Raw genomic sequence first — 20,319 nt, 5'->3', positions numbered from 1 at the left:
AAGCCGAGGCACGTAGGCGGGGGCAATTGTCAACACGCCCTATTTAAATTTAGGTGGTGTTTTCTCTAAAGGCAGTTTTTCGCTCATTTGCTTTTCTTCAGGATGACTCTGGAAAAAATGGGGGGACTTTTCACTTGTAGCTGGTCTGGATGTAACAATTTGGGTCTCTTTTTTCAACTCAGGTGATGCGCGAACCGCGCCGCATAAATAAAGAGCTTTAGGTTTCATCTGTTTTTCCACTGTATTATTTCGTCCGTTTGCCAGCATTATCTCGCCAAGATCTTTTTCTGTTAATAGGATTTCCTGAGACGGATCGGTGTTTGCCACAACAACGAGTGGAGTACCTGTATAACCCCAACCTTGGTGAACAATAAAAGTTACTAACTCAGGATGATCTGGAAGAAAAACACGTTGAGTCCATTCAGGGAAGTGAGGATTGGGTAGCTGAGCCAGAGTTTTATTAATTTCAGAGATATAGTCTGACAAATCAAATCGTCTCAGATGCTTTTGTTGATGATATTCAACAGGGGTTGGATCAAAAACATTCACTGGTTTGGTAGCGCCATATTCATCGCCGTATTGTAAAATCCAGCCGCCATCAGAACAAAATGCGCTGACAGCCAATTTTTCGCGCATGCGTTTTGCAAGCAATTCATCATCCTGGATACCTTTTTCCATCAGTTGCTGAGTATAGCGTGGTTCATCATGAGAGCCAGGAAAACCAATTGTAGGACCAACCTGCTGTAATAATCCTTTATTTTGAGTAAACCAATTGTCATCCTGTTGCCACAAGTCAAATGAATAGCCATACCCACCTTCGGGGCCGGGCATCCAGAACACACTATTCATCGTGTGGGTTACAATACCTTTCAAAGCAAGATTTTCTTCCATATAACCCCTGCCTATCGTTTCTCCAATAATCAGTGGGTCACGTTGAAATTTGCGTTGGCAAGCCTCCTTTGCAATTTCTGTTAGCCGAGACAATACCTTGTTATTTACCATGGCTGGCGCATCAATACGTATTCCCTGAAAGCCAAGATGCTCAATATTATGCTCGATAAATGGTTTCCAATAATATTCAATGATTTGTTCGCGAATGACAGGATCATCATAGTTAAACGTTGCCACATCACACCAGGGATTATTGGTCAATGGATTGTAATTTTCGTCCATGTTATGCATCACCAAATTTCCATTTGGGTGACGTTTAAACCATTTTTTTGTATCGATATTGTATTTTTCAAGAAAAAATTTATCGCCATTCACAAAACGATGATCTACTGCCAAGTGTCTTGCGACCAAATCAAATACGGGCATTAAACCAAGCTCATTTGCTTTTGCAGTGTATTGCTGAACACTTTTTTCATTTTTGGCATAGCGAGGATAAATTGATTCATCCTGCATGGCATAAGGACTATGAATACGATTAGCCATGTTAGGGATAGGATTATATTGGCAAGGCGTATAAAATGGGTTGACCCAAACTTGCTTAAAACCCATCTTCTGAATTCGCTGCAAATCTTCCCGCATCGCATCAAAATCTTGATACAACCCAGGGTATTGGTTATAGCAACAAATGCGTGGAAACATGCTGGCTTCTCAATTTCTGTTTCTATGTCTGTGAAGTATAGTATAAGCGCAAAAATAGAACTCATTGCGTTGTTACTTCTCATTAATTTCCTATGCTCATTTAGAAAATTAACCAAAGTGTATTGTGTGCTTATTTGGGATATGGTATTTACTTTTATTAAACACTTTGTTATATTTTGTACTATATAATTTAAAAATTGGTCAATTTAGCAGAAGTCCCATGTCATACCAAAAAATAGAACTCAGTATTTCATTATCATTAGACTCCCCAAAGTTAGATGAGTCTGATTTTATATTGCTCTCAGTTAAGTATCTTGAAAAATCACTCGGTAAAAAGAGAGAATTTGCTGGTTTTTTTGAAGACATAGAAAGACTATATTTTAAGCAGAATTACAAGGAAGCAATTGAAAAAATATTAGATTTCTGTAAAAAAAATGAATCCTTATTAAGTCAAAAAGTTGTCCAGAGGCTGGTAGAGGTCGCTCCTAGATTAAAAAGCAATCCTAAAGACAATGAAAGCAGAAGGCTTTATGAAACCTTGTATGCAGATCACCTTGAATCGGTCATTAAGCAAGAGAGTGATCTTTCTGTATTTAATGAGTTGAGAGACAGTTATAATGCGGTAAAACCTGAGTATGCAGTAACTCATGAGACCGAAATCAAAACGTTGGATGAGGCCAAGCAATTCATTTTATCCTTTGTCATGCTGAATGATAATGTTGAGCTGTCTTTAAAAGCGCAATCAGAGCGATACCCCAAAAAGGACAGATCCAGAGAAGAATTGGGGAATACTCCCTCTGCGAATCCGGGAATTATGAAACCTAACTCCCCCAATTTTTCTGATAATCTGGTGCCTGCCAGAGATGTGCCCAAAATAGCTATTAATGAGAAAGTAGTGGGTGGATATTCAAAAACAAAGCCTACTACTCCTTTTGTTGCGTCGCTGTCTGGTACAACTTATTCACTCATGGTGGTGTTAAAAGACTATATTGAAAAGCATAAAACAGACAAAGACATTGAAAAGAAAGTAAACCAGATCATTAATTTATGGATTTCCAGTTATATTAAGGAAGGTTATCACAGCTATAGTGAAGTTGTTGATGTTTTGACAGAACCGTTTATTCAATCCACTTTTGATGAAGCAAACATTAAATTAAATTATGGTGTACTGGATGAAACGCACGCAGAATTTCGTAAAGCTCAGGATTATGTTTTTGGTATGACAATCCGATCAGCAATGCATCATGAACTACTGGATCGATTTAAGAATAAAGAAAAACTTCAAGAGGAAGTAAAGAATTTTGAGACTGTCTTAAATAAACTCAACCAGAATGTTGAAAATACAGGTCGCCACAGAGAGACACTTCATAAATTAAATGAGGTATTTCAGGATTGGTCTGCAGGCAAAAAAAGCTATGATGCTTTTAAAAGTGAGTCTAATCAATTGATTCATGATATTGAATCGGAAGAGCAAAAAAGTAATCGTGGTCTTGGCTCTATGCTGAAGAACCTGGGAAATTATCTTTTATACTTGATTACCTTTCGTTTTTTGAAAGAAGACTATCAAAAATCGTCTAGTCCGGCCACAATGCTAGTCACTGAGTTAAAAGATAGATTTGAGCAAATAGATCATTTACATAAAAACAGCCTCTCTTTAAGAAAGGTAACACACCCCGGTCCTAAAAATACTTCATCATCTGATGAGACAGCAGACGTTCGCAAATCAGCTGTCGATACTGACAAGCCTAGTAAAAAGCAAGACAGTGAAGCAAAGGAGACATTAGATTCTGAGCAATTGGATGAAGTTCAAAGACAAGATGACAAAAGCACTCGTTTACAATAGATCTCTTGCATAACCCGCCCGCAAATGTTTCTGAGGTGTTTGTATGTAAACTACACTCCTCGAAATGTTTGTGCCTTGCCCTAAAATAATCAGCTTAGGCAAGAAGGCTAATGAATTTGGGTTATGCATCTAATTAAAAAATTTTTAAATGACTAAAAAAGTATTTGCAATAAAACTAGGCATATATATATTTATCAGGCCACATTCCAGTTTTGAAAACGGCATATCAGGTTTTTACTGATTGGAATAGCAGTCATTATGTGTTATTATTATACGCATATTGATTAATTAAATTCCTTTAATTGAGGAAATAGAGTTGCGATTGTTTCAGTGCAATCAACACATCTGTAGGGGAAGATTTCCAGTAAGCATGCTTATTGTAAGGACTTCGTGGTAAGAAACATTAATACAATTTTTGGATTAAGTGAGAATATAATGGCCTATCAATTATTGCTCAGTAAAGAAACCCTGAATAAAATTTTACAATACAAACAGAATATTGAAAAAGGGCTCGCTAAGCCTGGTAAATTTTTTCTTGAAGAAATAAGTAAACAAGAAAAAAGTATTTCTGAAATGGATATCACCACATTTACTCAATTATTAATCCAGTCTAAAAAACCACAGGTTTTTGCTGAAAGCCAAGTTTATCATGATGGGTCTGATTGGACATTGGTAGAAGAGAGTATTCTTGGAGATATTAGCGTCAATATGCCAGTCACTATGTACAATGACGGCGGGCATGGCTCCTCTTTCAAGAATCACCCAGAGCCAATTTCCGGTTATTTGGCGTATGTGCCAGGCGCCCTCTTGGCTTCGGGCAGTGGACCGACTTCAGATATGAATGAAGTGCTTGATAGCGGCAAACTAAATCAAGACAAATTAAACGCTTTGTATGAGCGACGTTTATTACCTCAACTGATCCATTTTAATGAGTTGGCGCGACAAAATGAAAAGAAGGCAGCAATTACTATTCCTGGAATAGGAACAGGGTGTTTTTCAGGCGCTTATTATGATGTGATTAAACCCTATGTCAGAAATGCATTAATCCATATTTTTGAGAAGCATAAGGATTCGTTACCTTTCATCGATATCATTCATTATGATCCTTATCTGGGAGATGAACCAGCTGAAAAGAAGATTGGCCATATGTCTTTTCGCGTGAGTCCTTCTGGTGTGGTTCGTGGCTCAACAGGGCAACTTGCCTACCCCTTAGGCAGTAATCCAGACACACACATACTCGTTTCAATTGTTGCCTGGGATCATTTTTCCTGGCCTGGAAATGATTATTGGGGCGGCGCTCGTCAAACAGATGATGGTGTTAAAGCCGCTAGCACCGATACCATGAAGCAAGTTACAGGCGCAACTGGTGTCTATGATAAAAAATGGGGTCGATATTTGCCTCCAGAGTCTTTTACTAAAGACAGGAAAGGTATGAGTGACTGGGGTGATTATGTCAGAGAAAATGGCCTTGTATTTAATGGTCCTGTTTTAGCTCTGGATAAAAGCGGTAAATTGGATACACTGGAAAATGTCGCGAGCCGTTCCAAAGCAAAAGTTGAAACTACAACTGCAATAAGTGATCTTGTGCGTGGCATGTTCAGTCTTTTTTCTCATAGTACTACGACAGAGCCATCAGCAACTCCGAGAGAAGATGAAACGAAAAAATCGGGCCCTCAGTAATAATTTTGACAAATTTTTTTAGAGTAACAATGGGTCTGACTTTTGAGGTTGGACTCTGTTACTACTTGCAGGACTTACTAACTCTATCCCAATCTTTTCGTTAAGGAATGTTTTTAATTTGCTCATTTGGTTTATCTAAACTCCTATGATAAAACATAGTTTGCTTTGACCTTGAATCAACAGACGACTTACTGGCGTTAATTGTTTTGGTTGTCAGGAGGTATGATTATGTCTTGATGCTTTTTTTAATCAAAATGGTGGTTGATGTAAGAAACAAACATATAAAATCATAGAGTTCGAGGAGCTTGCCAATAGCAGTCAGCCTTGCAATTTTATCTTGAACTTTGGGCATTACGATGCTTAGGTTTTTAAAAAATATTTTAATAAAAGCTTAATTATGGCAAACACAAGTAATTTATGTCATAAAACGCATTTGTCGATCATTGTGAGTGAATAATCTCATGAAAGAAAAATTCATTGGGCTTCATAAGAGAGAACTAAATACCCCATGTCTTGTGATTGATTATGAAAAGCTGAAATACAACTTAAAAATGATGCAACAACATGGCTTCAACTGGGATATAGGAATAAGGCCACATTGTAAAACGCATAAATGTTCTCAAATCGCACGTTTACAACTTGAATATGGGGCAATAGGGATTTCTGCTGCCAAGCTATCAGAGGCTGAAGTCTTGATATCTAAACGAATTACAAATGTTTTGATTACTTCACCGATTGTATCCGAGGCCAAGTATTCAAGATTATTTAATTGTCTTAAATCAGCGCCTGATTTAATGCTGGTTGTGGATAACAAGGATAATATTCGCACGCTTAATGAACTCGGTAAATCTCTAAACCAGCCAGTTCATGTCTTGCTTGATATAGATTCAGGTATTGGCCGAACCGGCATTCATCCCGAGAAAGCATTGGAATACGGTCATTTCATCAATGGGATGAATTGGCTCAAGCTAAAAGGAGTTCAATGTTATGCAGGCCATTTGCAACACATCCAAAACTATGAAGAAAGAAGAGCGTTTTCTCTAAGCATTATGGAAATGGCCAGCAAGATTGTTCAGAATTTTAGAGATGCTGATCTTCCTTGTGAAATATTAACCGGTACCGGAACTGGTACTTTCGATATTGATGTCGAAGCGAGCGAAGTAACAGAAATCCAACCTGGCTCATATACTGTAATGGATGTTGAGTATGGTGCAATTGGTTCAAAAATTCATCCGTCGAGATTTTCCCTGTTTAAAAACTCGATGACTCTTTTAACGAGTGTGATAAGCAGTAATCGTAAAGAGCACGCCACTGTTGATGCAGGAACGAAATCGATTTATGTCGATCCCCATCATAAACCACATATTATTAGTCATCCCGGACTGGTTTATGATTGGGGTGGGTTTGGAGATGAGCATGGCAAGGTATTTTCTTGTGAAGGCGGAAGTCATTTCCTGCAAAATGGCGATGTTTTAGAGCTTATCGTTCCTCATTGTGATCCGACAATAAACTTGTATGATAAGTTTTATATCACAGAAAATAATGTTGTTGTCGATATTTGGGATATCGACATGCGTGGAAAGTCACAATAATCTATACTATTCAACCAGGTGTTTGAGTTTCATATTTTTGCTAAACAGGGGGAGGGCCACGACGCCCGATTAATCCCATAATAAGAAATATGACAAACATCACCAAAAATAGAAAGAATAATATTTTTGCAATTCCAGCGGCAGCCACTGCAATGCCGCCAAATCCAAACGCGGCTGCAATAATTGCAATGATAAAAAAAATAAGTGCCCAACTTAACATAACAGTTCCCTGTAAAGATTATCCTGTTCATTAAATTATAGACTAATAATGGTCTACAATTAGACAAAAGACAGTTAATCAGGGAAGAATATGCAAACCACTAAAGCTCACTATAGCAAGATATTCTTTGCCTTATTTCTTTTTTTCTTCGTCAGTTCAAGCGAGCTATTTGCCTGCCCTTGTTTTAACATGGGCTTTTTACACGTAGCCTTTTTGGATGATAAAGATACAGAATGTCGCATATATAAAGAAGGAAGTGTCGTTTATAAGATCGAGATTTTTGATAAGGAAAAAATTGCGTCAAGTACCCATACCCAATGTACGCTGAATACTGAGCATCATGATGTTTTTATGAATTATGATTTTCATTACCTCGATGATCATGGGGATTGTATCAGAGAAATATTGGACGCATGTAACAAACTAAAAATAAACTCCTTGCATATGGATGATGAGTAAGACAGGGCAAGGTGAAATAGGACAGGGATTGAATGATTGGGATAATCACCCGGATTATAATTAAGATTAACCCGGGTTAGGCTTATCTTGAACTCAATGTAAACTGAGGAGCGACTTCGAGTTCTCTTCTTTTTTCATCGATAATGGGGTTTAATATTTTTAACTCAGAAACTGCTTTTGATTTTTGATTTTTCCAGAAAGCAAGATGTGAATTTAATTCATTTAATTTTTTGTATGTCGTGTCGATTTCATTTTGTAAATTCCAGCTATTGTTATGGTAGCAATCGAAAGGTGACATCCCAAGAGCTGCGAGTGCTAAATAGCGTTCTGCTCCAGTACAAGAGTCGCTCATAATCGATGAGCGATTGTTTTCATATTGTTCTTGTTCAATAACGATTTTTCCATAATTTTGAGAAAGCTCTTCCCGTCCTTTTAAAAGTCCGGATAGTTTTTCTTCACGAGTGGATATCTCTTGAGTCAGTCTATCAATCGTGTTTTCCAGATTTTCAAAATGAGGCCCATAGGAGCGATTAATTTCTATTAATTGTTCCAGGCTTTTTCCTCGGAAATATTGACGAAGTGTTTCAGGAGTTTTATGTGGGAATTTAGACATGTTTTTACCTTTTTGAATCAAAATCAGCATATCTTAGCATATGCTTTTTGATCATATCAAACACATATGCTTCACAGTGAGTAAATTAAGGGCTTTTGTTGGTGGCGGGGTTCATTTTTTCTCAATATCAATCAGGAAGAGTATTTTTTACGAGTTTAAAAATACTCTTCCTGATTGTTGATACTTATGATTATTTCAAATGAAATTATCTTAAAACTGATTAGAAAGAATAATGGTAATCGTCAGACAATTCTGGTCCGCACAGTGCATCACCAAGTATTGCAATCGGATAAGTCACGAACATGCTGGCTACCGCAAGCAACATGGCTATTGAAGACAGGGTAAACGTAAAAGCGCATAGAACTGGTAATACCGGAACAACAAAAGTGAGAACTCCGCAGACAATGCTGGCAGCAAGAGCCTTGGATAAACAATCTGCCTCTTCAACCTCTTTCGATTTGACGATGGATAGAAAAGTATTGGTATAGGGGGAAACAGCAAATTTAGTACATCCCCAAAAGAATGAGCCGTATTTTTGACCTAACGAGAGAGTCATTGACATTTTTTACTCCAATTTAACTTAAATTAGGTCAGCAATTATAATTCAAATTCAGATTAAAACCTATAAAAATAAGCATTAAATTAATAAATTTGTTCTATTTTTATCTATTTTTTATAGAATTTTTGATTTTAAAGGTAGAGCCAATGACTTTCGAGTTAGTATTTATTGAATAATGTAATATTCGAAGAACAGTGCCCTAATCCAAATGATCAAGGGGTAGGGCGGTCGTGTCAGAAACATTGCGTAATATAAAGCTGGAATGAACACTTGCAACGCCATTGATGCGAGTTAATTTTCCTAATAAAAACGCTTGATAAGCGTTTAAATCAGGCACAATTATCTTCAATAAATAATCAGCAGATTGACCTGTAATCAGGTAACATTGAATGACTTCAGGGAAAAGTTGAATGGTTTTTTCAAATTGATTCATAATCTCAGGCTGATGGTTGTTTAACCCTACTAAAACAATGACGGTCAATTTTAATCCTATTTTTTCTGGCTCAAGCAGGGCAACCTGTTTCTTAATATAACCATTATCTGTTAATAATTTGACTCGACGCAGGCAGGAAGAAGGTGATAACGCCACAAGGTCGGCCAATTCCTGGTTATTGATTTCGCAATTTGATTGGAGTATTTCAAGTATTTTTTTATCAGTACGATCGAGTATCATAATTTATGCAATGAAAATGGCATTGATATTTCTTAATATAGAATTATATTCCAAAAAAATCTATTAAATTAGAATTATAGTTCAAAATAGAGGGGGTTTATTTTGTTTTTTGCAATCCAATTTCAATGGAAGTAAGATAAAATACCTTATGACAATTATTTGATCTCTGTGATCTTTTATCTGCTTTTCTGAGGGTGATTATGTCTGTTTCGCGAATTACTGCGTGGTTTGTTTGGATCATAGTATCCATATTTTACGCTTATCAATATGTTCTAAGAGTTATGCCCAATATTATGCTGGACGATATTACTCAGCAATTTCACATTGATGCTACAATTTTTGGGCAATTTTCCGGTATTTATTACATTGGTTATTCTTTGATGCATTTGCCTATTGGGATTATGCTCGATCGTTTTGGCCCAAGAAAAGTGATGACAGGATGCATCATGTTGACTGTGATTGGTTTACTTCCCATTTTGTTTGCCGAAAATTGGGTTTATCCAGTGATAGGAAGAGCTCTTATTGGTATAGGTTCATCGGCTGCCATTTTAGGAACATTTAAAATAATACGCATGACTTTTAAGGAGAAACATTTCCCAAGGATGCTGAGTTTTTCAGTCATGATAGGACTTATTGGCGCGGTATATGGTGGAGGTCCTGTAAGTTATATGTGTCAACTTATGGGCTATAAAATGGTGGTGGAAATATTTGTAGGCATAGGACTAGTGCTGGCTGGTATTACCTATCTGATCATTCCCGATGTACAGCCTTCTCGTCAGGATAGCGTGATTTCTAATATCAGAATGGTTTTTGGTAATAGTAAAGTGATCCTATTGTGTTGTTTTGCAGGATTGATGCTGGGGCCACTTGAAGGTTTTTCTGATGTATGGGGCTCTGGCTTTTTAAAAATGGCATACAGTTTGAACACAAACACGGCAAATTATCTTCCTTCAATGATCTATATTGGCATGTGTTTTGGTGCTCCGGCCTTGAGTCTAATTGCAGAAAAAACAGGGTATTACCTTGGAACTATCATCGCATCAGGCGTGGTTATGTTTTTGGTATTTGCTCTGCTTGTCGGAGGTGTTCTGACTGTTCCAAGTATAACAATAAGTTTTATCCTGGTTGGTATTTGTTGCTCTTATCAAATTTTGGCGATTTATAAAGTATCCACTTATGTTCCCGATAATCTTGCGGGGCTTACTACTGCAATTGCCAATATGATTATTATGATTTTTGGGTATGGTTTTCATTCTGTGATTGGTTATGTCGTCAATATGTATGGGGGAACACATGCAGCTCGCGCTTTTGTTTATGGAGTTGGGGTGATTCCTGTGACATTGGCTGTTGGCGTGGTGGGCTTTTTGTTTCTGGCCTATCAAGAGAAAAATTTTACCCCGGATGCTTCCTTTGCCTCTCCTGAATTACGATAATTACTGGCATTTCTATCTTGTGTGGTAATAAATATCAAAGGAGGCATAGCCATCATGTATATGTTGTATTTTCATGTTCCAGAAACTCATCTTGACGTAGTAAAAAATGCGGTTTTTGCGGCAGGCGCAGGGCATGTTGATAATTATATTCATTGTGCCTGGCAAACTTTAGGTGAAGGTCAGTTTATGCCTTTACCAGGTAGTCAGGCATTTATTGGAGAAATTAATCAATTGGAAAAAGTGCCGGAATACAAGGTGGAAACGATTTGCGCCGGAGAGAAAATCAAAGAGGTTGTTGCTGCTTTAAAAAAAGCTCATCCCTATGAAAGCCCTTCTTATCAAGTGGTACGTATTGAGACAGAGTTTTAAATATCAGACAGGGAAATTTAGGCAGGTTGAATCACCAGATGGTTGATCAATTAGTAAGAATTTGTTTCTTCAGGATACTTGTTCAATTGAGTATTCATAGATAATATCTAATGATTGATGAACCAATAGTTCAAATCCATCTTCAATCTACATAAGCTGCTTTTGAACAGATAGGGAAATACTGGTATACATGTTGAAAATCCTTGTTCTCTTAAGTTGTTTGATTCTAAGCTCCTGTCTGGTCGGGCCAAATTTTAAAGAGCCCAAAAAAGATGCGGCCAATTATTGGCTTACTTCAAGCCCTGCAATAAAACAATCCGCTTTTCAAAATGCGAATTGGTGGAAAGTCTTTAATGATCCCACTTTAACCGCATTAATCGATAACGGTTATCACAACAATCTTTCCTTGCAAATGGCAGGAGTACGAGTTTTGCAAGCAAGAGCTCAACTTGCTCAATCCGTTGGGGAGCTTTATCCCCAGCAACAAGCTATGGTAGGAGATTATAATTATAATCGAATTGGGGGCAATCAATTACAGGGGCTTCTTCCCCCCGATTTTTTAACGGCCAGTCTTGGATTTTCCGCAAGCTGGGAACTTGATTTTTGGGGAAAATACCGAAGAGCCATTCAATCTAATGATGCCCTGTTCCTAGCTTCTCTAGCCGCTTATGATTCCGCATTGGTTACTCTCACGTCAGATATTGCCAGTACTTTTATTAAAATCCGCACCAGCGAAGAATTAATCAAAGTAACAAAAGCGAATATCCAGGTGCAGGCCATGAGTCTTAAAATCGCAAAGGACCGTTATTATGGTGGTCAAACCAGTTTACTGGATGTGGAACAAGCGGCAACAGAACTTGCGGAAACCCAATCAAAACTGCCTCAATACGTCAGTGACCTCCAACATCAAAAAGATATTTTGGCTGTATTGCTTGGCACCACTCCCGATAAAGTGGATGGCTTGCTTAAAAAAAATAAAGGGATACCAAAAGCTTCGGCGATAGTGGAAGTTGGAATTCCCAAAGAAGTGATAGCGCGAAGGCCGGATGTCTATCAAGCCAGAATGGAGGCTATAGCCCAATCAGCCGCAATTGGCGCCGTGAAGGCTAATCTTTATCCTTCACTTTCATTAGTCGGGACTTTTGTTTTTGCTTCAAATAATATCGGCAATTCTACCATTAGTGACATATTTAACTGGTCTAATCGCAATATAGTCGCAGGTCCGTCACTGACATGGCCTTTATTAAACTATGGCCAAATCACGAATGCGGTGCGGGCTCAGGATGCTGCTTTCCAACAAGCCTTGCTCAACTATCTTAATTTGGTGCTCAAAGTGCAGCAGGAAGTTCAAGATAACATTACTCGCTATGTTGAGGGGCAAAAAACAGTCTCTTCACTTAAAACAGCCAATGCTGCTGCCATAGAATCGACAAGACTGGCTTTAGTACGATATAAAGAAGGAGAGGCAAATTATACCACTGTATTGAATGCAGAACAGCAACAATTGCGAGTACAAACTTCGCTGGTCAATGCCACAGGAGAGTTGTCTCTAGCTCTGGTTGGCTTATACCGCTCTCTTGGAGGCGGTTGGCAAATACGAGGCAAGAATGATATTGTTTCAAATCAAATAAAAAGTGAAATGGCTGCTCGTACTAACTGGGGCAGTTTATTGAAGCAAGAAAATCATTTGCCTCCAGACTCCAACGGGCAACGAATGAAACAACTATATTTACCAACCTGGTGATGAGAATGAACTCTCAAAATAAACAAAATTTAGTTAAAACCGTAGCTATTGTATTTTTTGGTATTGTCTTTGTTTATTTAGTATATGACCATTTTTCAAGAACCCAGGTACCAACACTGGCACCACCAGTCGTGATCGTTCAAAAGCCCAAATTAGTGAATATGGGGCAGTATGTTACCCAGACAGGCAATACAGTAGCATTTCAATCTGTGGATTTGGTGGCGCGTATTGAAGGTTATTTGGACGCCATAAAATTTACTGACGGCGCTTTTGTCAAAAAAAATCAGGAATTATTCATTATTGAACCCGAGCCCTATCTTGAGCAATTGCGAGCTGCTGAAGCCAAGGTGGCGGCTCAAAAAGCGAATTATGCGTATGCCAAATCGGAGTATGCCAGGCAGCAACGCATGTATAAACAAAATGCCACTTCGCTTAACAGTGTTGAAAAATGGAAAGCCAAAGTTGAAGAAGCCCAGGCGGAAGTGGATAAAGCGGAAGCCGATGCCAAGAATGCCGCAATTACCTATGGTTATACCCACCTTTCAGCTCCTTTCGATGGACGGATGGGAAGACATATGGTCGATGTGGGGAATTTGGTTGGACATGGTGCAGCAACAGATTTGGCTACCATAGAACAAATTGACCCTATTTATGTTTATTTTAATTTAAATGAACTGGATTTAATCAGGATTAGAAATGCAGCGCGCAAGAGAGGATATAAACCAATGGAACTGGTCAAAATCCCTGTTGAAGTGGCTTTGCAAGATGAAAAGGGATTTCCTCATAAGGGAACATTGGATTTTGTAAATACTGGTTTAAACGCTTCCACTGGAACCATGGAGTTTCGTGCCTTGTTACCTAACAAGGGATATCCCCTGGTGCCTGGTTTATTTGTGCAAGTCAGGGTACCGATATCTGAACCTTCTCCAAAATTAACAATACCTGACACCTCTGTTCAATACGATCAAATTGGTCCCTATGTCCTTGTGGTTGATAAAGATAATTATGTGCTTACCAAACGTGTAACACTTGGCGGGCTAGAAAATGGGGTAAGGGCTATTACTAAAGGTCTCGATGCTCAAGATAGAGTGATTGTTTCCGGGTTGCAAAATGCGACTCCCAATCATCAGGTTACGCCTAAAACGGAGCAATCTGAGTAATTATGGCCAAAAAACTGTAAGAATTTAAGACCCGTTATTCAGGGAGCGAAACAACTGAAATGATTTCCAAATTTTTTATTGAAAGACCTGTTCTGGCCAATGTCATCGCCTTGTTTATTGTATTTATAGGAATAATAGCGATTGCTGTTTTGCCTGTGTCTCAATATCCTGCCATTGTTCCTCCTACTATCCAGGTTACCACCAGCTATCCTGGTGCAGATGCAAAAACGTTGATTAATACTGTCGCTTTGCCAATTGAGCAACAAGTCAATGGGGTTGAGGACATGCTGTACATGCAATCGACAAGCACCAGTGGCGGTACTTATACTTTAATTGTCACGTTTGCCATAGGCACTGATCTGAACTATGCTCAGGTGCTGGTGCAAAATCGAGTACAGGCGGCGATGGCTCAATTGCCCGAATCAGTGCAAAAGCAAGGAGTGGTCGTTCAGCAAAAATCGACTGCTATTCTCCAATTTATTACTTTGACTTCAAAAAATAATGAATACGACGGCGTGTTTCTCGATAGCTATGCGACTATTAATATGCAAGATGAGTTATCCCGTTTGCCAGGAGTAGGTAATGTCGTGGTTTTTGGTTCAGGAAGTTATGCGATGCGGGTTTGGCTCGATCCTAAAAAAATGCTTGCTTTTTCTTTGAATCCAAGTGATGTCTTAAATGCCATCAGTTACCAGAACAAAGAGGTTTCAGCGGGACAACTGGGCGCTCCTCCAACTGTTGGTAAACAAGCCTATCAATTTACTGTGAATGTGCCTGGACAACTCTCTGATCCCAAGGAGTTTGAAAACATTATTATTAAAACGATTGATACCTCACCTGATGAAAATTCTTCTGCCAGTAGCTCCGCTCAGGTAGTACGTATTCGTGATGTAGGGCGAGTTGAGCTGGGATCCGAGAGTTACAATCAGCTTGCTAATCTTAATGGTAAACCGACAGCAGCTATAGGTATCTTTCAACTTCCTGGCGCCAATGCGTTGGATGTTGCAAAAGAGGTTCGTAAAGCGGTGGCGAAAATGGCGAAACAGTTTCCTCCGGGGCTTGAATATTCTATTCCATTTGATACCACTGTTTTCGTCAAGGCATCGATTGAAGAGGTATACAAAACGCTCTTTGAGGCAGGAATTTTGGTTTTAATAGTGATTGTTGTATTTCTACAAAATTTTAGGGCTTCACTAGTACCTGCGACAACGGTTCCGGTGACTATCATTGGAACATTTTTTGCCATGCTGCTGCTTGGCTATAGCATTAATTTGCTCACTTTGTTTGCTTTGGTGCTGGCTATTGGAATTGTGGTGGATGATGCCATCGTTATTGTTGAGGGTGTGACTCAACATATTGAAAAAGGCCTATCACCTAAAGAATCGGCCATACTTGCAATGAAAGAATTATTTGGCCCAATCATTGGTATTACTTTGGTATTAATGGCTGTTTTTGTACCGGCTGGTTTTATGCCCGGTTTAACGGGGTCAATGTATGCGCAGTTTGCTTTGGTTATTGCTGCAACTGCCTTTATAAGCGCAATTAATGCCATGACGTTAAAGCCGACTCAATGTGCTTTATGGTTAAAAGCTCCTGATACGAGTAAACCGAAGAATATATTTTTTCAGGCATTTGATCGAATTTATAATCCCATTGAATCAGCTTATGTAGGGTTTATTGAAAGGCTTGTGCATCGTAGTGGCAAAGTTTGTTTTATTGGAATCATTCTGGTGGCTTGTGCCATTTATGGTCTGACGCGTATTCCAACCGGCTTCATTCCCATGGAAGATCAAGGTTATTTGATGTTAAGTGTTCAGTTGCCGGATGGCGCCAGTTTGGGACGTACCGATGAAGTCGTGAGTAGATTAGCTAAAAAAGCATCGGAAGTCGGGGGGGTAGATAATGTGATAGCCATTGATGGTATTTCATTATTGGATAACAATTCTCTGCTCCCTAATGCCGGTGTCATCTACGTTATATTCAAAGATTGGAGCGTCAGAGGAAAGTCAGAAAATTTACGAGCTCTTTATACCAAATTCAATGCGATGGCCAAAGAAACCCTCGATGCAAAAGTGTTGGTGGTTGTGCCGCCTCCTATCCAAGGCTTGGGGATGTCAGGGGGATTTCAAATGCAAGTTGAATTACAAGACGGTACTTTTGATTACAGGAAATTACAACAAGCTACTGATCAAATGATCAATACAGGACATCAATACCCGCAGTTGCAAAACCTGATGACGACCTTTCGCGCGAGTGTACCTCAAGTTTCAGCACCTATTAACAGAACCAAAGCCGAATCCTTAGGCGTGCGCGTCGCAGACGCCTTTGATACTTTGCAAACTTATTTAGGCTCTTCTTATGTCAATCTGTTTACAAAATTTGGTCAGGTATTTCCAGTCTATGTGCAGGCTGATGCGTCCTCACGGATTAGCAGCGAAGATTTAAGAAACTACTATGTAAGAAATCAATCCGGTTCCATGGTGCCTTTAGGTACTCTGACAGACGTAGATCCTGCAGTAGGCCCCTCAATTATTTCTTTATATAACCTTTATCCTTCAAGTAACATAAATGGGGTTGCTGCTAGAGGTTATAGCTCAGGTCAGGGAATCCAGGTTATGGAAGAATTGGCAAAGGAACAATTGCCCCCAGGAATATCTTATGAATGGACCAGTACGGCTTACCAGGAAAAAGTGGCCGGTAACCTCAGTTATTTTATTTTTGCCTTATCTTTAGTTTTGGTTTATTTAATTTTATCAGGTCAATATGAAAACTGGCTTATTCCATCTGCGATTATCCTGAGTGTCCCTTTGACTTTGGTCGGAACAGTATTAGCTCTTGGCAGTTTGGGCATGGATAATAATATGTATACTCAAATTGGCTTGTTGCTTCTGATTGCACTGGCTACAAAAAATGCTATTTTGATTGTTGAAGTAGCGCGTGAACAACGTGAAATTCATAATAAATCGGTTATTGAAGCGGCAGTGATTGGCGCTAAAACACGGTTTCGCCCTATTCTGATGACGTCTTTTGCATTTATCATGGGGGTTATGCCCTTGGTTTTTGCAACAGGGGCAGGTGCCAATTCTCGGCGCTCAATTGGTATAGCTGTGAGCAGTGGTATGCTTGCCTCAACTTGCCTCGCAGTTGTTTTTGTGCCTGTTTTTTATGTATTGCTACAAACCTGGCAGGACAAGAGGAAGGCAAAACATTAATTCATTTAACGTAAGTCCTGAGATAAAGATTATATAAGAACCAGTCGATATCCAGGGTACGTTCGGGCTGAGGAGATGCGTAAGCATCCTCTCGAAGCCTTGGCATGAAACATCAGATCTGATACAAGGCTTCGAGACGGCATAAATGCCTCCTTAGCCCGATCGGTTCGAGATAACAACTGATTTTATCCATAACTTACGTTAACTTACAGCGATAGAAGAAAGCTGTGAGAGCAACTAAAAAAATATTCTTGCTAATCTCTCGCAGCTAAATAGTGTATCTCTATACCTGATGATTTAATCAATTTAATATCATCAGGCTATATTTTTTGCCCAAGGTTATCTCTAGGTGGTTCATGATTTCCTCTGATTTCACCCATAGCTTTTCTAAATTCTATTACTGCTTGTGGAGAAGTGCTCTGAACTGATTTTATTAGCTCATTGAGATTTGATTCCTCGAGCTTTTCAGGAGTAGCAGACCATTTTTTGATATTATTTCTTGTAAAATGCTCAGGAGGAATTTTGTCAGCCAATTGACTGAGTTTTTCATGGATTTTCTCATCAATTGCGTTCTCTTCTTTTAATTTGGAGAGCAGCAGGGTATTTACTTCTTTAAACAGTTTGGGGATGTCTTGCTCCAGAAGCGTTTTCTTATCCGTTGATTTATTAATTTCCCTGTATTCCAAGCTTAAATAGCTAGCCACTTTAGCGGCCTCTTCAGGATTCAATGTCTTAAAGAATTCAATTGCTTCATCATTATGGCAATGAGAAGGCAAGTCCCTGACAATTTGCTGAACCGTAGGATCTTGTATCTTTTGAAATTGTTCTTCCATTTCCAGAGAGATAATTTCATCAAGTTTTGTTGATTTAAAGGCATACTTATCCAATTGACAGATATCTTTCAATTGATCCCGAAATAATTGGACTTCCTTTTGCAGAGTACTTTGAAACCAATTGGATTCGGCAGAAATGTCTCTGTCAATTTTATCCAGTGTTTCTATAGAGTTTAAAACTTTTTCAAGGACCTGGCTTTTCGTTAACGATTTACTTTGCAGAAGTGTATTGATTTCTTTAGATACTCTTTGCAATTCTTCACATTGGGTCTCACGGGCATCATTTCTTGAACCTTTAAACCACCATTCGCGCCCTCTTTTTTCATTGTAAATTTTAGCAGTGAGTTCCAATCCTTCGGCGATTTTGTTTAATTCCACATCCAATAATGGTTTGGAAGAATATTTTGACCAGGTAATCGCGCTTAGATTATCGTGTTGTAAATTATCACGAGAAAGCAATCTTAAAAGATCTTGTTTTTGATTCTTTGGTATACTAGTGCTCTTTTCCAACTCTTTTTGAATGGCTGGCCAGTTACGATTGTAAGCAATGTAATTTTGAGTTTCTTTTGAAAGCATGGAATAATTTGGAACACCTGTGGGTGAGGTAGCAACCAAATAATCCAATAATTCCTTTGGTTTATTCTCAGCCAGCAGTTTTACAATTTCTTTCTTGAATTGATCAAGCTTCTCATATCCCTGAGCCACCACCTCATTCTTGTGATGTAAGCGATTGGATGTTTCTTCCTGGAGTGCTTCTTGATGACCAGCAAGATCACCAAGGGGGTGTTTGCCTTTGGTTTGTCGAGTAAAGAAATCCAGAAAATGACAACTGATTCTGCCTTGATGAGAAAAGATATTGCCTTTTTTATCCGGATCAGCGACAAAAAACTCATCAAAATGTGGAGATTCCTTAATCGTATTATAATGTTTTGTAAATTTATCAGTGATTTCTTGTTGTTGTTTGCCGGTTAACGGAGATTTTAATCCCAGCTCGGCATGGTTGCTGTTAATATAGTCGTATATAATTGGTTCTATATCTGCACCTTGCGTAAATCCTTCCTTTACTCTTTTCGCAATTTCAGTAGCATGAGGCTCTTTGTCGAAAAATTCTCCAAAGTTAGCATCCGATAATTTGTTTGTTTTACAATAAATATTGGCTTCGGCCAATAGGTACTGAACTCTGATGGATATCTTGTCCGCATCGCGGTCTGATGATATTTCTTTTGCACCATCATAGAAAGGGCTGGATGCTTGAGCTACCCAGACAGTGGAATCTACTGTAGCGTCGAGAATAGTATCAATCCAATCACCAATTTCAGAGTCGTTATCTACAAGCATCAAACTTTTTACTAAATAATCGTAATTTATTTCTTTTCCTCTTGGATCTTTAGATAAAGATAGTTTTGAATATTGAGGATCACTTTTTACTAACTCTTTTACAAGTTCGTTTTGAAGATTAGTAATTAGTTCGTTTAATTTTTCATCTTTTTTTTCTCCATCAATTCTATCTTCATCTTTATAATGGCTAAGAACAGTGCTTTTAACTTTATCCCTAAGTGATTTTTTATTAATTGGAGTTGGTGTTTTATCTTCCGGGAACAGTGTTGAACGCAGGCGATAACCTAATCCCTCGTATATTGGAATAGGAGCTTGTCTTGAGGGCGTGTCATATTTGGAGATGTTTCTTTTCACATTGAATAAAGGGGCATCAAAGCGAGTGAATTTATCGTTGTCATATGGAGAAAGTCTCACAGCGAAAGCATTTTCAGAGGATTTAATGATTTCCTTTACCCCAGAGGGTAATTGTGGAATCCCTCCTGTACGAAGTTGCTTGATATCATTTTGTTCATCATATTGTTTTTTTAGTACTTGAATTAATTCAATGTATTTTTCAATTTGTTGTAAGCGTTCCTTTTTCTCTTTTAATAAATCGTCATAAGCGTGAGGTGAAATTTTCTTTTGACTATTGATGGCTTTGATGTCTTCTTCCAATTGCCTTTTGTATTCACTGAGTTGGTGTTCAGCAGAATATTTAGTCTCACCACCGTGCGCACTACCATAGAAAAATGTGATCAACTCAACTGCTGTTTGACAGGTATTATCCAAACCTATTTCATCTCCTCCTACAATCGGTAAAAGGATATGAACTTTGTTGTTTTCATCAACATATAGATAATCACAACGTTCCGGTTCTTTGAATTTGATTACGTCAACCATGTTTATCACCATTTTCTAGTGTCTTGTTTATAAGTTCATTATAAAGACATTTTGTTTTTAAAACAACATAAAAGAATTGTAATTAAACTTTTTGTTTGATTACACATATCCTTCCTATACAG

15 protein-coding genes are annotated in these 20,319 nt (G+C 38.4%); 9 read left to right on the top strand and 6 right to left on the bottom strand.

What is annotated here, in order from left to right:
- Window positions 1-39 precede the first annotated feature (39 nt).
- Complete coding sequence (locus CC34_RS0108320; protein WP_028379395.1) at window positions 40-1,590, bottom strand: alpha-amylase family glycosyl hydrolase; 1,551 nt, start codon at window positions 1,588-1,590, stop codon at window positions 40-42.
- 166 nt (window positions 1,591-1,756) lie between these two features.
- On the opposite strand from CC34_RS0108320, the gene CC34_RS0108315 reads away from it, so the two are divergent.
- The 3 genes from CC34_RS0108315 to CC34_RS0108305 all read left to right on the top strand — a co-directional run bounded on the left by CC34_RS0108315 (window position 1,757) and on the right by CC34_RS0108305 (window position 6,705).
- Complete coding sequence (locus CC34_RS0108315; RefSeq protein WP_080274170.1) at window positions 1,757-3,433, top strand: type IV secretion protein Dot; 1,677 nt, start codon at window positions 1,757-1,759, stop codon at window positions 3,431-3,433.
- Window positions 3,434-3,868: 435 nt separating this feature from the next.
- A complete protein-coding gene (locus CC34_RS0108310) occupies window positions 3,869-5,113 on the top strand; it encodes a hypothetical protein (RefSeq protein WP_028379393.1) in 1,245 nt (414 codons plus the stop codon).
- Between the two features lie 461 nt (window positions 5,114-5,574).
- Window positions 5,575-6,705 (top strand): DSD1 family PLP-dependent enzyme, encoded by a 1,131-nt coding sequence (locus CC34_RS0108305; RefSeq protein WP_028379392.1) that lies wholly within the window; start codon window positions 5,575-5,577, stop codon window positions 6,703-6,705.
- Between the two features lie 40 nt (window positions 6,706-6,745).
- Here CC34_RS0108305 and CC34_RS0108300 read toward each other — a convergent pair whose 3' ends face one another.
- Window positions 6,746-6,925, bottom strand: a complete 180-nt coding sequence (locus tag CC34_RS0108300; protein WP_011216402.1) for a DUF1328 family protein — start codon at window positions 6,923-6,925, stop codon at window positions 6,746-6,748.
- A gap of 90 nt (window positions 6,926-7,015) precedes the next feature.
- Here CC34_RS0108300 and CC34_RS0108295 point away from each other — a divergent pair, with 90 nt between their 5' ends.
- Window positions 7,016-7,384: a hypothetical protein gene (locus tag CC34_RS0108295; protein WP_028379391.1), complete on the top strand. Its 369-nt coding sequence runs from the start codon at window positions 7,016-7,018 to the stop codon at window positions 7,382-7,384.
- 82 nt (window positions 7,385-7,466) lie between these two features.
- Here CC34_RS0108295 and CC34_RS0108290 read toward each other — a convergent pair whose 3' ends face one another.
- From CC34_RS0108290 to CC34_RS0108280, 3 genes are all read right to left on the bottom strand, one after another.
- Entirely contained in the window at window positions 7,467-7,997 is a 531-nt protein-coding gene (locus CC34_RS0108290; protein WP_028379390.1) for a hypothetical protein, read from the bottom strand.
- Window positions 7,998-8,217: 220 nt separating this feature from the next.
- Window positions 8,218-8,559: a hypothetical protein gene (locus tag CC34_RS0108285; protein WP_010948220.1), complete on the bottom strand. Its 342-nt coding sequence runs from the start codon at window positions 8,557-8,559 to the stop codon at window positions 8,218-8,220.
- Between the two features lie 196 nt (window positions 8,560-8,755).
- Window positions 8,756-9,229: an Lrp/AsnC family transcriptional regulator gene (locus tag CC34_RS0108280; protein WP_028379389.1), complete on the bottom strand. Its 474-nt coding sequence runs from the start codon at window positions 9,227-9,229 to the stop codon at window positions 8,756-8,758.
- A 200-nt stretch (window positions 9,230-9,429) separates the two neighbouring features.
- Here CC34_RS0108280 and CC34_RS0108275 point away from each other — a divergent pair, with 200 nt between their 5' ends.
- From CC34_RS0108275 to CC34_RS0108255, 5 genes are all read left to right on the top strand, one after another.
- The gene (locus tag CC34_RS0108275) at window positions 9,430-10,662 is read left to right on the top strand and encodes an MFS transporter (protein WP_028379388.1); all 1,233 of its coding nucleotides are present in this window, start codon (window positions 9,430-9,432) and stop codon (window positions 10,660-10,662) included.
- Window positions 10,663-10,716: 54 nt separating this feature from the next.
- Window positions 10,717-11,031, top strand: a complete 315-nt coding sequence (locus tag CC34_RS0108270) for a YqfO family protein (protein WP_011216397.1) — start codon at window positions 10,717-10,719, stop codon at window positions 11,029-11,031.
- A gap of 190 nt (window positions 11,032-11,221) precedes the next feature.
- The gene (locus CC34_RS0108265; RefSeq protein ID WP_028379387.1) at window positions 11,222-12,775 is read left to right on the top strand and encodes an efflux transporter outer membrane subunit; all 1,554 of its coding nucleotides are present in this window, start codon (window positions 11,222-11,224) and stop codon (window positions 12,773-12,775) included.
- A gap of 5 nt (window positions 12,776-12,780) precedes the next feature.
- Window positions 12,781-13,935: an efflux RND transporter periplasmic adaptor subunit gene (locus tag CC34_RS0108260; RefSeq protein ID WP_028378681.1), complete on the top strand. Its 1,155-nt coding sequence runs from the start codon at window positions 12,781-12,783 to the stop codon at window positions 13,933-13,935.
- 59 nt (window positions 13,936-13,994) lie between these two features.
- Entirely contained in the window at window positions 13,995-17,147 is a 3,153-nt protein-coding gene (locus tag CC34_RS0108255; RefSeq protein ID WP_027228474.1) for an efflux RND transporter permease subunit, read from the top strand.
- A 320-nt stretch (window positions 17,148-17,467) separates the two neighbouring features.
- Here CC34_RS0108255 and sidC read toward each other — a convergent pair whose 3' ends face one another.
- Window positions 17,468-20,209 carry a Dot/Icm T4SS effector SidC gene (sidC, locus tag CC34_RS0108250; protein ID WP_080272256.1) on the bottom strand — a complete coding sequence of 914 codons (2,742 nt, stop codon included), beginning with the start codon at window positions 20,207-20,209 and terminating at the stop codon, window positions 17,468-17,470.
- Between the last annotated feature and the right edge of the window lie 110 nt (window positions 20,210-20,319).

It is taken from the genome of Legionella pneumophila subsp. fraseri (genome assembly GCF_000586315.1).
In the GTDB taxonomy this organism is placed as follows: domain Bacteria; phylum Pseudomonadota; class Gammaproteobacteria; order Legionellales; family Legionellaceae; genus Legionella; species Legionella pneumophila_B.
Note: the sequence above shows the minus strand (reverse complement) of the source record. Positions and strands in the feature narration are given on the sequence as shown.